Raw genomic sequence first — 13003 nt, 5'->3', positions numbered from 1 at the left:
GTCGTGCGACCACCCGGCGGCAGCCACGCTATGGCCCCGGTCACAGTCGGGATGTGGTCGCGGACGGATCGTGCCCGCACGTGCAAGACCTGTGCACCGATCGTCATGCCCGGCCCCGCCCCCCGATGCACGAACGACCCGGTGCGACGGGTGTCGCACCGGGTCGTTCGCCGGGCCGGGAGCGCCGTAGGTCTCAGCCGAAGCGGCCGGAGATGTAGTCCTCGGTGGCCTTCTGGGTGGGGTTGGAGAAGATCTTCTCGGTGTCGTCGATCTCGATGAGCCGGCCGGGCTTGCCGGTGGCCTCGAGGTTGAAGAACGCCGTCTGGTCGCTGACGCGGGCGGCCTGCTGCATGTTGTGGGTGACGATGACGATCGTGAAGTCCTGCTTGAGTTCGGTGATGAGGTCCTCGATCGCGAGCGTCGAGATCGGGTCGAGGGCCGAGCAGGGCTCGTCCATGAGCAGCACGTCCGGGGAGACGGCGATCGCGCGGGCGATGCACAGGCGCTGCTGCTGACCGCCGGACAGTCCGCCGCCGGGCTTGTCGAGCCGGTCCTTGACCTCGTTCCACAGGTTGGCGCCGCGCAGCGACTTCTCGGCGACCTCGTCGAGTTCCTTCTTGTTCCGCACGCCCTGCAGCTTGAGGCCGGCGACGACGTTGTCGCGGATCGACATGGTGGGGAACGGGTTGGGTCGCTGGAACACCATCCCGATGGTCTTGCGGACACCGACCGGGTCGACGGTCGAACCGTAGATGTCCTCACCGTCGAGGAGCACGGAGCCTTCGACGCGGGCGCCGGGCGTCACCTCGTGCATGCGGTTGAGGGAGCGCAGCACCGTCGACTTGCCGCAGCCGGACGGGCCGATGAACGCGGTGACGCTGCGCGGCGGCACCGACAGCCCGACATCGGCGACGGCGTGGAACTTGCCGTAGTAGATGTTGACGTCCTTGAGATCCAGACGCTTGGCCATTCATCGGCTCCCTACTGGTGTGAGCTTCTGCTCGAGTATGTACTGACGAGGTTCGGGGGTGGCGGTGATCGCGGCGACCGTCACGGAATCGGTGCTCACTTGCTGCGGACGGCGGTGAAGCGGCCGATCACCTTGGCGACGACGTTGAGGACCGCGATGACGAGGATCAGGGTCAGGGCGGCGCCCCAGATCCGGTTGGAGCCGGCGTCGGTCGGGTTGTTCATCTCGGCGACCATCACGCCGGGCAGGGTGCCCATCTCGCCGCCGAACAGGTTGAAGTTGATGAACGGCGCGTAGCCGACCAGGATCAGCAGCGGCGCGCTCTCGCCGAGGACGCGGGCGAGGGCGAGCATGACACCGGTGATGGTGCCGGGCAGCGCGGTCGGGACGACGATCCGCATGATCGTCTTCCATTTGGGGACGCCCAGCGCGTACGACGCCTCCCGCAGGTCGTTGGGCACGATGCGCAGCATCTCCTCGGTGCTGCGGACCACGACGGGGACCATCAGCAGCACCAGGGCGAGCGACACGGCCAGCGCCGACTTGGGGAAGCCGAACGTGGCGACCCACAGCGCGTAGATGAACAGGGCGGCGACGATCGACGGGATGCCCGAGAGGATGTCGACCATGAACGTCGTGAGCTTGCCGAGCTTCGAGTCGCCCGCGTATTCGACGAGGTAGACGGCGACGAACAGGCCGAGCGGCACTGCCAGGATCGCGCAGAACAGGCCCTGCAGGAGCGTTCCGACGAGGGCGTGGTAGATGCCGCCGCCCTGTGCGGACGCGGACAGGCCGCTGAACGAGTGGGTGAACCACGTCTGCGACGTGACGGCCGGCAGACCCTTGACGATCACCGTCCACAGCACCCACACCAGTGGCACCAGTGCGATCAGCACGGACAGCGTGACCAGCACGGTGGCGGCGTGGTCGGTGATGCGGCGGCGCAGGCCCACCCCTTGGAAGGCGGGCGCCTTGATGGGCTTGTCGAGAACGCTGGTCATCGGTCAGTCCCGCTTTCCGGAGATCACGGCGCGTGCGGCCGCGTTGACCACGAAGGTGAGCACGAAGAGGACCAGGCCGGCGGCGATGTAGGCGCCCGCCTGGATGTCGTTGTTGAACTCGGCGTATCCGAGGGCGATCTTGGATGCGATCGTCGCGCCCGAGTCGTTGAGGCCGAACCACGACGCCGGCGCGGACGTGGTCCGCAGGATCATGTACAGCGCCATGGTCTCGCCGAGTGCACGGCCGAGGCCGAGCATGGAGCCACTGATGTAGCCGGACTTGCCGAACGGGATGACGGTGGTGCGCACCACTTCCCACCGCGTCGCACCGAGCGCGAGCGCGGCCTCGACGTGCGCCTTGGGGGTTTGGGCGAACACCTCGCGGGTGACGGCGGTGATGACCGGCAGGATCATCACCGCGAGCACGATGCCGGCGGTGAACACGGTGCCGCCGCCGCGGATCGAACCGGTGCCGTCCGCGAAGAACGGGATCCAGCCCAGGTGCTCGTTGAGCCACACCGCGGCCGGTGCGACGGCCGGCGCGAACACCAGCAGGCCCCACAGGCCGTAGACGATCGACGGCACCGCGGCCAGCAGGTCGATCACGTAGGCGAGGGGGCCGGCGAGACGTTTCGGCGCGTATTCGGTGAGGAAGATCGCGATGCCGAGCGCGATCGGCATCGCCAGCACCAGCGCGAACACCGACACCTTGACGGTGGTGATGAACAGGTCGAGCACACCGAACGCCATGGCGTCGATGTCGACCGTGTCCCATACCCGGCTGGTGAGGAAGTTGACCTCGTTGCGCTGCAATGCGGGCACGGCACGCCAGATCAGGAAGATGCCGACGGCCGCGACGAGCAGGGTGACGAAGACCGCCGAACCCGAGGCGAAGGAACCGAAGATCCGGTCTCCGGGCCGGGTGACAGCCTTGTTCTTCGTTTCCGGTGAGGAAGTGATCGGGGCCTCCGGGGTACCGTTCGGACCGCCCACCCCGGCCCCGCCGTCCGCGGGGCCGGAGGCGCGTGGTGTTGACCGTGTGCTCGCGTCAGTCATCTGCGCTCACATTCTCCGTCGAATATAGATGGGCAGTCCGGATACGGTGCGTCCCGATCAGCCGATGGCCGCGATCGACTCGTTGATCTTGGCGCGGAACGATTCCGGCAGCGGGACGTAGCCCTGGTCGGCGAGCGTCTGCTGGCCCTCGTTCGCGGCACTGGTCAGGAACGACTTCACGGCGGCGGAGATGTCCGCGGGGTACCCGGCCGAGCACACGATCTCGTAGGTCGCCAGGATCAGCGGGTAGGTGCCGGCCTCGGTGCTGCCGTAGATCGACTTCAGGTCGAGCGTGAGATCGCCGGTGCCCGCGCCCTTGAACGCGGCGTTCGCGATCGCCTTGCCGGCGGTGTCCTGCGTCAGCGCGACCGGGCCGGAACCGTTGTCGATCTGCGCGACCGACAGCTTCTGCTGATCGGCGAACGACTTCTCGACGTACGTGATCGACCCGGGAGCGGTCGCGACGGCCTGCGCGACACCCGCCGAGCCCTTGGCGCCCTCACCGGCACCGCCCTTGAAGTCGGAGCCCGCGCCGGCCGTCCAGGCACCCTTCGACGACGCCTCGAGGTACTGCTGGAAGTTGTCGCTGGTGCCCGACGAGTCGGAGCGGAAGATCGGGTTGATCTTCTCGTCCGGGAGCGTGACACCCGGGTTGAGGGCGGCGATCGCCGGATCGTTCCACGTGGTGATCGTGCCGTTGAAGATCTTGGCGATGGTCTCGCCGTCGAGAACGAGGGCGTCGACGCCGTCGAGGTTGTAGGCGACCGCGACCGGACCGAACACGAGCGGCAGGTTCCACGCGTCGTTGCCGTTGCAGCGCTGCTTGGCCTGCTCGGCCTGCTCCCCCTTGATCGCCGAGTCCGAACCGGCGAAGTCGATCTTGTTCGCGATGAACTGGGTGCGGCCGTCACCGGAACCGCTCGGGTTGTAGGCGACGTTGACGTTCTTGCCCTTGTTCTGGCAGGCCGCGATGTAGGCGGAGGTGAACTCGTCCATCGCATTCTTCTGCGCGGACGATCCGGCCCCGGACAGCTTGTCCTTGCCGTCGCACAGTGCCGTGGACGCCGACGTGTCGACCGTCGAGGAGGCGGCGTTGTTGTCGCTGCCGCAGGCCGTCAGCGTCATCGCCGCGACAGCACCGAACACCACTGCTCCGAACACTGCGCCGTTACGCTCGAGCTTCACCCTGGATCCTCCGCTGTCCTGGCGTTCCGCCCGTCGTCGGGCGGCGTGGGGATGCCGGCCCGTACGGGACCGCACCGGGTGACTCTGCGCCACCCAGGCCAGAAAGGTAAGGGTGCCCGGTAGCCATCGGGACCCGGTTCGGTGAACGGAAGGTGAACTCCCGCCGGGAATTCCTCGAGTGATGCGTCACACCCGCCCGGCCGGGCGTTTCTCAGACGCCGGCGGCGTAGGCGACGTCGACGTGGAACCGCTCGAATCCGAGCCGCTCGTACGTGTGCAGAGCTGCGGTGTTGTCCCCCTCGACGTACAGCAGGACGGCGCCGAGACCACGCTCGCGCAGGTGGTGCAGGCCCGCCAGCGTCAGGACCCGGCCCAGGCCGCGGCCCTGCGCGTCGGGGTCGATACCGACGACGTACACCTCGCCGAGCGCCGGGTTGCCGTGCTCCGGCGCGTGCACCTTGGTCCAGTGGAAACCGAGAAGACGCTCGGTGTCACCGGTGTCGGGGAACGCCAGGAACAGACCCTCCGGGTCGAACCACGGTTCGCTGCGCCGTTCGTCGACGTCGTGCTGCGTCCACGTGCCCTGCTCCGGGTGCCATGCGAACGCGGCCGCGTTGACCCGCAGGATCTCCGCGTCGTCCGCCGGGCCCCGGTACGTGCGCAGCGTGACACCGTCGGGCACGACGACGTCGGGCAGTGGTTCGGTCAGCGACCGCCGCAACTGCAGCAGTTCCCGCGCCCCGACGAGGCCGAGCCGGTCGGCGACGGCGACGGCCGCCGGCAGGTTGCCGTGCGCCCACACCCGGGTGCCCGCTCCCCCGGCGTGCAGCGCCTCCGCGACGAGCCGCCGCCCGGTCCCGGCCCCTCGGCCGTCGGGGTCGACGACGACCTCCGCCATCGCCGGATGGTCTCCGTGCCCGGGTTCGAGCTGCGCGTAGCCGACGACGCGGCCGTCGACCGTGGCCGTCAGGTGCCGTGCGGAACCGGTGCCGGTGAGCGCGTGCAGGGCCTGCTCCGACACCGGTGCGGTGCCGTCGGCCGTCGTGGCCCGGGCCACGAGATCCCGGATCGCCGCGGCCGGCGGTGAATCGATCCAGTCGAGCTGCAGAGTGTTCATCGATACGCCGATCCGTGGGTAGGGGCAGGGGCCGGATCCGGTCCGTCGGGAGCCGGGTCGCGGTCGGGGTTCGGGTCGTCGGGTGCAGTACCGGCCGGCGCCGGGCCCGACCGGGTCGGGGGACGTACCGCCTTGTAGCCGACGTTGCGGACGGTGCCGATGAGCGACTCGTAGTCCGAGCCGAGCTTGGCGCGCAGTCGCCGGACGTGGACGTCGACGGTGCGGGTACCACCGAAGAAGTCGTAACCCCACACCTCCTGCAGCAGCTGCGCGCGGGTGAACACCCGGCCCGCATGCTGCGCGAGGTACTTGAGGAGCTCGAACTCCTTGTAAGTCAGATCGAGGGGACGACCCCGCAGTCGTGCGGTGTACGTCCCCTCGTCGATCACCAGCTCGCCGAGCGTGATCTTGCCGGTCGCTTCGGGCGCGGCGACACCCCCGTTGCGGCCGACGAGCAACCGCAGTCTCGCATCGAGTTCGGCCGGCCCGGTCGTCGGGAGCAGGATGTCGTCGAGACCCCAGTCCGCGTTGACGGCGACGAGCCCGCCCTCGGTGAGGACGGCCACGACCGGGATCGCGGACCCCGTCGTCCCCAGTAGCCGGCACAGTCCGCGGGCCGCGGCCAGGTCGGAGCGGGCATCGACGAGGGCAATGTCCGCCGCGCCTGCCTCGAGGAGCGACGACACGTCGGTCGGGGCCGGCCGCACGGTGTGCGACAGCAGGGCCAACGACGGCAGCACCGTCTCCGGATCGGGGTCGGAGGTCAGTAGCAGAAGCTCCACTCAGGCCTCCCTCTCTGTCGCCGCGAACGCCGGCGGAGGGCCGACACCGAGTGGTCCGACAAGTTTTCGCGCACAGACTAGCGCGAGCCGACACCGGACCGCCGCACCGGCACCCGGGGCGAACGGTAACAATGGAACGGTGCGGAAACTGATCATCGGGCTGGTATGCCTCGTCGGAATCGCCGTCGTCGTCGATTTCGGCGCCGCGGCCTACTCCGAGTATCGGGTGTCCCGGGCGCTGCGTGAGGGTGGATCCCTCACCGCCGACCCCGAGGTCACCGTCCACGGCTTCCCGTTCCTCACCCAGGCGTGGCGCGGCAAGTACGACGACGTCGAGATCCGCGCCCGGCAGGTGCACCGGGACATGATCGGCGACGTGACGATCGAGGCGACGCTGAACGGGGTGTCCGTCCCGGCGTCCTCGATCCTCGACGGATCCGTGTCGCAGGTGCCCGTCGACCATCTGGAGGGCCGGATGATGATCGACGCCACCGACCTGGGGAAGTTCCTCGGCATCCCCGACCTGCAGGTGTCGGCGCCGCCGGCGGACAAGTCGGACGGCACCGGCGGCTCCGGCGGCTCCGGGTCGCCGACCACCGGCGGCATCGTGTTCACCGGCACCGTCCCGGTCGGCCCGCTGCAGACGTCGGTGAGTGTGCAGGCCGATCTGGTGCTGCGCGGCGAACAGTTGATGATCGTGGCCACCGACTTCTACTTCGGTCCCGAGGGTGAGGCGGACTTCTCCGTCCCGAATCCGCTGCGCCAGGGGGTGCTCGACCTGTTCACCAAGACGATCGACCCGCAGGCCCTGCCGTTCGGCATCATGCCCACCGACGTCTACGCCGAGGGGTCGCAGATCGTCGTCGAGGGCACCGGCGACCACCTCGTCATCGACCTCGACCGCCTCCAGGAGGCCGCGTGACCGCCGTCGTCGTGCTCCTGATCGCGGTCGCCGCCACCGTCGCCGTCGGACTCGCACTGCGGGCCCGGGCCGGGCAGGTGCGAGCCTCCGCACCGGCCCCGGCGGCCTCCGACGATCGTCTCGGGCTGCTCGCCGAGGCCGGAGTGACCGCGACCGGACGTCCCGTCGTCCTGCACTTCTCCGCCGACTGGTGCGGTCCGTGCGCGGCGGTCCGCCGCGTCGTCGGGCAGGTGCTCACCAAGCTCGACGCCTCCCGCACCGGCGGTCCCGCCGCGCTCGAGGTGGAACTCGACATCGACGAAAGCCCCGCTCTGGCAAAGACTCTCAGCGTCCTGTCGCTGCCGACGACGTTCATTCTCGACGGCGACCTGACCGAGCGTTTCCGCATCTCCGGGGTGCCGTCGGCGACCGACCTCGAAGTGGCGCTGCTCCCACTCCTCGAAACGGAGTGACCCAGATCGCGAAAAACGGGGTACGCTGCCCCTCGTGTACCCCAACCACGAGCTGATGCTCACCCGGCGCCGCGCAGTCGACCTGTGCCGTGTCGGTGGTTGTTGCTGTCCCTGCTGTTGATCACGGCCGGTCGACGCCTCGTTCCGTCCCAGTGTGTCGTCGCCGACCGACGGCCCCGCCCGTGATCGGTGCATCCCGAACCCCGCCGCCCCGCGCCGGCATCTCAGCACTCGGTATCCCGCAGGAGCACACCCCATGTCCACTCCCACTCTCACCCCGCAGCAGGTCGACGTCCGCGGCCCCCGGTTCGCCGCCTGGGTCACCACCGCCGTCCTGGTGGCCGTCCTGATCGTGTCGACGGTCTCCCCGCTCGCCGCCGGCATCCTGCTGGCCGCGCAGGCGGTCGTCTTCGCGATCGGCGCCCTGGCCGGCCCGCGCCGCAGCCCGTACGGCCGCCTGTTCGCGGCCCTCGTCGCGCCCCGGCTGGGTCCGGTGACCGAACGTGAACCCGCCGCACCGCTGCGATTCGCGCAGCTCGTCGGCCTCGTCTTCGCCGTCGTCGGCACCGCCGGCTTCCTCACCGGTGCCGGGCTCGTCGGGGCCGTCGCCACCGGTTTCGCCCTGTTCGCGGCCCTCCTCAACGCCGCGTTCGGGGTGTGCCTGGGCTGCCAGATCTATCCCCTGGTCGCGCGCCTGCGCGGCGGCAACACGCCGCACCCGGCCTGACCTCACAGTTTCCCGAAATCTCCACTCGCCGTATCGAACCCCGAAAGGACCACCTATGGCTCGCTCCGACGTCCTGGTCTCCGCAGACTGGGCCGAGCAGAATCTGACCGCCCCCAAGACCGTCTTCGTCGAGGTCGACGAGGACACCGCCGCCTACGACGTCGGCCACATCGAGGGCGCGATCCGGCTCGACTGGCGCAAGGACCTGCAGGACGCGGTCCGCCGCGACTTCCTGAACCAGGAACAGTTCTCCGCGCTGCTGTCCGCGAAGGGCGTCGCCAACGACGACACCGTGGTCCTCTACGGCGGCAACAACAACTGGTTCGCCGCGTACGCGTACTGGTACTTCAAGCTGTACGGCCACCAGGACGTCAAGCTGATCGACGGCGGCCGCAAGAAGTGGGAGCTCGACGGCCGTCCGCTGTCGAAGGACACCGTCACCCGCCCGGCCACCGAGTACAAGGCCGCCGCCGCCGACACCTCGATCCGCGCGTTCCGTGACGACGTCATCGCCGCGATCGGTTCCGCGAACCTGGTCGACGTCCGCTCCCCCGACGAGTACTCGGGCAAGATCCTCGCCCCCGCGCATCTGCCGCAGGAGCAGGCGCAGCAGCGCGGCCACGTCCCCGGCGCCATCAACATCCCGTGGAGCACCACCGCCAACGAGGACGGCACCTTCAAGTCCGACGAGGACCTCGCGAAGCTGTACGCGGACAAGGGCTTCGACGACTCCAAGGAAACCATCGCCTACTGCCGCATCGGCGAGCGCTCGAGCCACACCTGGTTCGTGCTGCAGGAGATCCTCGGCAAGCGGAACGTGAAGAACTACGACGGCAGCTGGGTCGAATACGGCTCGCTGGTCGGCGCACCGATCGAGTTGGGAGCATAAGAGTCATGTGCGGAGCACCTGTTCAGACCCAGACCCTGCCCGCAGGCGTCAACGTGGAGACCGAGACGGTCATCACCGGCCGCGTCCTGGCCGCTGACGGCCAGCCGGTCGGTGGCGCGTTCGTCCGCCTCCTCGACGGCACCGACGAGTTCACCGCCGAGGTCGTCGCCTCCGCGACCGGCGACTTCCGTTTCTTCGCCGCCCCCGGCGACTGGAAGGTCCGCGCCCTGTCCTCCACCGGCAACGGCGACGTGCGCATCAGCCCGTCCGCGCCCGGCGTGCACAACGTCGACGTGACGGTCGCCAAGTAGGTCATCCCAAGCCCGGCACAGGGGCGTCGTTCCGTCACGGAGCGGCGCCCCTGTGGCGTGCGCAGGGGCGGTCGTGTCAGCGGGCGCGGCGACGCAGTGGCGGCGCCCCGAACAGGAACCACGCGGCCGGCCCGATGACGGGCAGCACGACGACGAGCGCGGACCACCAGAACTTCGAGCCGACCCGGTCGTGACGGGTGCGGAAGATCGAGACCAGTGCGGCGACGATGAGTCCGACGTAGACCAGCACGATGACCGTCACCCGGATGTCGAAGCTCAGCGGCAGGGTCGCGGTGTGGTCCATCTCTGATTCCCCCTCGAAACGATGTGAGCCTGACGCTAGCGGATGTCGCGGTCACCCGGCGCGGTGTGCTTGGCTGCACGTATGGGGTGGATTGCGCGGGAGATCGGCATCGCATCCGGGGTCGGAGCCGCGGTGGCGGCGGTCGAGACGGTCCGGTCCGGAAACCTGGGACTGACGCCCGTCGCGCTGGTTTTCGGGGTGTTCGCCGGGATGGCGGTCGGCGCGGTGTCGGTGGCAGGCGGCTCGCTGGCCCTGCGGTCGGCGCAGGCGTGGCCGCCACATTCGGTGCGGTGCCTGCGGCAGCGATTCGCGACCTGGTCGGCGGGTGCGGTGTTCCTGTTCGTCGCGATGTTCTTCGTCTGGGGTGCGACGACGGGCACGAACTCAGCCGGCGGGGCATGGTTCCTGACGGTCTCGGCGGCGTGCGCGGCGGTGACCTACGTGTGCACGCTGCTGCTCACGCCGGTGGATCGACCCACGACCTGAAGTCTCGGGTATCGGGAGAACAACACGATTCGGCCCTACCGGTGGTGTCGGTCTGGTTCCATCGACGGATGGGCTTTTCCGCGTCGAATCGGCTCCGCAGGGCGAGTATGGGTGCAGCCGGTGTCGTGTTCGTCGGGTGCGGAGTCGCCGCTGGAGCCGTCGTGCTCACGGAACCGTCCGATCCGCCGGAGACGGCCGGTGACGTGATCGAGATCGCCGCAGTGACGGAAGAGACCGGCCGCGCCCTGCCCTGCGATGCAGTCCGGGAACTCGACCGGCAGTCCGCGGCCCGGGCCGCGGCGTCGGGCGTCCCGCTGCCCCCGCTGGAACAGTGGCCGCCACTGTCGCCGTGGATGAACCCGTGGGAGGGCGCCGAACCCTGGGACGCCGGTGACCGACGGCCGTGCGGCGACGCGGTCGACGCCGCCCAGGCGCAGGCGGAGGCGTCGACCAGCCTTGTCAACTGTTTCCTGCCGGACGGCCGGTTCGGCACCCAGATGATCGTGGACATGCTGCCCGTCCCGCCGGCCACCGTGCTCGACCACCGACCCCCTCAGGACGGTTTCGACGCGGCATGCCGCAGCAGCGGCTGGGACCGCGGCCACCCCTGAACCGCCGTCCGCGAACACGGGAACGAACCACCGATTTCGAACGTTCTCGCGGCGAGGTCTAGGATGAGCGACGTGGTCATCTTCTTCGAGGTTCTTCTTGTCCTTGCCGCCATCCTGATCACCTGGTTCTCCGTGTACACGGTGTACCGCCTGGTCACCGACCAGCCGTGAGTCAGGATCCGGAAGCCGGCACCGATTCGGCGTCCGAGCAGCCCGACGCGGCCGCATCGCAGGTAGTGCGCGGCAGCGGTAACCAGGCTGTCGAGGACGCCGTCGTGCGCGCCGAGGACACGGCGGGACGCAACATCGCGAACCTGCCGGATCTGCCGCTGCCCGACGACACCGCGAATCTCCGCTTCGGCCCGGACCTCAATCCGGGCATGCTCGCGCTGATTCCGCTCGTCGGTGTGTGGCGCGGTGAGGGCGAGGGTCGTGACGCCGACGGCGACTACCGGTTCGGCCAGCAGATCGTCGTCTCCCACGACGGCGAGAACTACCTGGCCTGGGAATCGCGGTCGTGGCGCCTGGACTCCGACGGCAACTACGCGGCCCCCGATCAGCGGGAGAGCGGCTACTGGCGGGTCGCCGGCGACGGCATCCCCGGCAGTACCAACGAGGAAGTCCTCGAACTGCTCCTCACCCACGCCTCCGGTGTCGTCGAACTGTTCTACGGACAGGCGTTGACACAGTCGTCGTGGGAACTCGGCACCGACGTCGTCATCCGCTCCCAGTCCGGTGAGCTGATCGGCGGCGCCAAGCGCCTGTACGGCATCGTCGAGGGCGGCGACCTCGCGTACGTCGAGGAACGCGTCATCGCCGACGGCCCCCTCGAGCCGCGCTTCTCCGCGCGACTCCAGCGCTACGCAGGTTAGAAACCACCCCAGACAAGCAGCAACCCCCGGGCCTGTCCACTGCGGACGAAGCCCGGGGGTTTCGTCGTTCGTGGCGTCCCGACCTGGACACGATCGGGGGGCTCGGGGGTCGGGTAGCTGCCTGGGATTCGCCGGCCTGACACGGTCAGTGAATTCCGAGAGCGTCGTGGCTAGCGGACAGCCACCTCACGTGTCCGTATGTCGATCAACTCCAGACCACCTCCTTCCTCGCGTAGAGCCGAAGGTACGCCCGGATCCGCGAGGTCGGCAACGGGTTTTTCGTCCCCGCACGACTTCCCCGCACACGACGCAGCCCCGCCCCGGACGAATCCGGGACGGGGCTGCGTGGACGTTCTGCGACTAGCTGGCGCTCTTGAAGACGTTCGCGATGATGTCGCCGATGAAACCGGCCGGGTTGTTGATGATCGACGACGCCGCCGAACCACTCGCCACCGGACCCGACGAGCCGAAGCCCGAGGAATCGAGGCTGCCGGTCACGATCTCACCCGGGTTGGCGGCACGAACCGTCACGCACACGCCCATCGGGTTGGCCTTCTTCTCGCCCCACGCATCCGGGGTGGCCGACGCACCACTGTCGAGCACAGAACCGATCTTGGCGTCCGCCGGAACCTTGTACGTGGTGACGAACTCCGCCGGGCTACCGTCGATCGTCCAACCCCAGCCCGAGGTCGTGGACACGGTGTTCGCCGTGTAATCGTTGTTGGTCTTGACGGTCTTACCGTCCACGGTCGCCGACTGAAGCGTGAAACCTGCCGGGAAGTAGTCGGTCATGCTACGCAGCAGCGTCGCGGTACCCGACTCCTTGCCGACCGTGATCTTGTAGCTCACGGTGCCGCCCGGGGCAACGGTGCCGTCGCCGATGACCTGCTTGGTCAGCTTGATCTTCACCAGACCGGCGGGGCCGGCGAAGACCTGAGAGGCCTGGGTACCGCACTCCGTCGGCGCAGCCGAGGCGACACCGGTACCGACGGTGATGCCACCGGCGACGATAGCGGCGGCGGCAGCGGAGGCTGCGATGCGGCGGGTCAGGGGTCGGGTCATGAAAAGCTCCTTTGTTCGTCCTGACGAGGGGGAAATCAGGAGAGGTAGAACACGTTCCAATTACGCCTCACCGCAGATCACAGACTGGTGAACGCTGTCACAGCATGCCACGTAGTCGGACGTTCGTTCAAGCCGCGCCACCGCAGATGAGGCACACTTTTTCGCCCCCCGGAACCCGTAACGTCGCGCCGTCACACGACGATCACCGGAAAAACTGCAACACGTTTCAAGATCGGCGCCGAGTGGATACCGGCGG

Annotated in this window: 17 protein-coding genes; 9 read left to right on the top strand and 8 right to left on the bottom strand. The window is 68.8% G+C overall.

Translation table 11 applies throughout. The annotated features are described in order from the left end of the window. Window positions 1-193: 193 nt before the first annotated feature. The 6 genes from pstB to E0497_RS03150 all read right to left on the bottom strand — a co-directional run bounded on the left by pstB (window position 194) and on the right by E0497_RS03150 (window position 6111). Window positions 194-970 (bottom strand): phosphate ABC transporter ATP-binding protein PstB, encoded by a 777-nt coding sequence (gene pstB / locus E0497_RS03175; protein WP_137723333.1) that lies wholly within the window; start codon window positions 968-970, stop codon window positions 194-196. Window positions 971-1065: 95 nt separating this feature from the next. Next, a complete protein-coding gene (pstA, locus tag E0497_RS03170) occupies window positions 1066-1971 on the bottom strand; it encodes a phosphate ABC transporter permease PstA (RefSeq protein WP_137723332.1) in 906 nt (301 codons plus the stop codon). 3 nt (window positions 1972-1974) lie between these two features. Further along, entirely contained in the window at window positions 1975-3027 is a 1053-nt protein-coding gene (gene pstC, locus E0497_RS03165; RefSeq protein WP_137723331.1) for a phosphate ABC transporter permease subunit PstC, read from the bottom strand. 57 nt (window positions 3028-3084) lie between these two features. Continuing rightward, entirely contained in the window at window positions 3085-4212 is a 1128-nt protein-coding gene (gene pstS / locus E0497_RS03160; protein WP_137723330.1) for a phosphate ABC transporter substrate-binding protein PstS, read from the bottom strand. Window positions 4213-4423: 211 nt separating this feature from the next. Next, entirely contained in the window at window positions 4424-5329 is a 906-nt protein-coding gene (mshD, locus tag E0497_RS03155) for a mycothiol synthase (RefSeq protein WP_137723329.1), read from the bottom strand. After that, the gene (locus E0497_RS03150) at window positions 5326-6111 is read right to left on the bottom strand and encodes a winged helix-turn-helix transcriptional regulator (RefSeq protein WP_137723328.1); all 786 of its coding nucleotides are present in this window, start codon (window positions 6109-6111) and stop codon (window positions 5326-5328) included. Before E0497_RS03150 ends, mshD begins: the two co-directional genes overlap by 4 nt. Window positions 6112-6250: 139 nt before the next feature. On the opposite strand from E0497_RS03150, the gene E0497_RS03145 reads away from it, so the two are divergent. The 6 genes from E0497_RS03145 to E0497_RS03125 all read left to right on the top strand — a co-directional run bounded on the left by E0497_RS03145 (window position 6251) and on the right by E0497_RS03125 (window position 9412). Further along, entirely contained in the window at window positions 6251-7033 is a 783-nt protein-coding gene (locus E0497_RS03145; protein ID WP_137723327.1) for an LmeA family phospholipid-binding protein, read from the top strand. Further along, window positions 7030-7485, top strand: coding sequence for a thioredoxin family protein (locus tag E0497_RS03140; RefSeq protein WP_137723326.1), 456 nt, complete (start codon window positions 7030-7032; stop codon window positions 7483-7485). Before E0497_RS03145 ends, E0497_RS03140 begins: the two co-directional genes overlap by 4 nt. 34 nt (window positions 7486-7519) lie before the next feature. Then, window positions 7520-7606 (top strand): putative leader peptide, encoded by an 87-nt coding sequence (locus E0497_RS21060; RefSeq protein ID WP_421958300.1) that lies wholly within the window; start codon window positions 7520-7522, stop codon window positions 7604-7606. 135 nt (window positions 7607-7741) lie between these two features. Beyond that, window positions 7742-8212, top strand: a complete 471-nt coding sequence (locus tag E0497_RS03135) for a DUF4395 domain-containing protein (protein WP_137723325.1) — start codon at window positions 7742-7744, stop codon at window positions 8210-8212. Between the two features lie 55 nt (window positions 8213-8267). Further along, the gene (locus tag E0497_RS03130) at window positions 8268-9101 is read left to right on the top strand and encodes a sulfurtransferase (RefSeq protein ID WP_137723324.1); all 834 of its coding nucleotides are present in this window, start codon (window positions 8268-8270) and stop codon (window positions 9099-9101) included. Between the two features lie 5 nt (window positions 9102-9106). Beyond that, window positions 9107-9412: a DUF1416 domain-containing protein gene (locus E0497_RS03125; protein WP_137723323.1), complete on the top strand. Its 306-nt coding sequence runs from the start codon at window positions 9107-9109 to the stop codon at window positions 9410-9412. 76 nt (window positions 9413-9488) lie between these two features. Here E0497_RS03125 and E0497_RS03120 read toward each other — a convergent pair whose 3' ends face one another. Further along, entirely contained in the window at window positions 9489-9716 is a 228-nt protein-coding gene (locus E0497_RS03120) for a PLDc N-terminal domain-containing protein (RefSeq protein ID WP_137723322.1), read from the bottom strand. An 81-nt stretch (window positions 9717-9797) separates the two neighbouring features. On the opposite strand from E0497_RS03120, the gene E0497_RS03115 reads away from it, so the two are divergent. From E0497_RS03115 to E0497_RS03105, 3 genes are all read left to right on the top strand, one after another. Beyond that, window positions 9798-10202: a hypothetical protein gene (locus E0497_RS03115; protein ID WP_137723321.1), complete on the top strand. Its 405-nt coding sequence runs from the start codon at window positions 9798-9800 to the stop codon at window positions 10200-10202. Between the two features lie 161 nt (window positions 10203-10363). After that, window positions 10364-10813: a hypothetical protein gene (locus E0497_RS03110; RefSeq protein ID WP_137723320.1), complete on the top strand. Its 450-nt coding sequence runs from the start codon at window positions 10364-10366 to the stop codon at window positions 10811-10813. 236 nt (window positions 10814-11049) lie between these two features. After that, the gene (locus E0497_RS03105; RefSeq protein WP_241665697.1) at window positions 11050-11685 is read left to right on the top strand and encodes a heme-binding beta-barrel domain-containing protein; all 636 of its coding nucleotides are present in this window, start codon (window positions 11050-11052) and stop codon (window positions 11683-11685) included. Window positions 11686-12045: 360 nt separating this feature from the next. On the opposite strand, the gene E0497_RS03100 is transcribed toward E0497_RS03105, so the two are convergent. Further along, window positions 12046-12747 (bottom strand): hypothetical protein, encoded by a 702-nt coding sequence (locus E0497_RS03100; RefSeq protein ID WP_137723318.1) that lies wholly within the window; start codon window positions 12745-12747, stop codon window positions 12046-12048. Window positions 12748-13003: the final 256 nt, after the last annotated feature.

Source organism: Prescottella subtropica (genome assembly GCF_005434945.1).
Taxonomy (GTDB): domain Bacteria; phylum Actinomycetota; class Actinomycetes; order Mycobacteriales; family Mycobacteriaceae; genus Prescottella; species Prescottella subtropica.
Note: the sequence above shows the minus strand (reverse complement) of the source record. Positions and strands in the feature narration are given on the sequence as shown.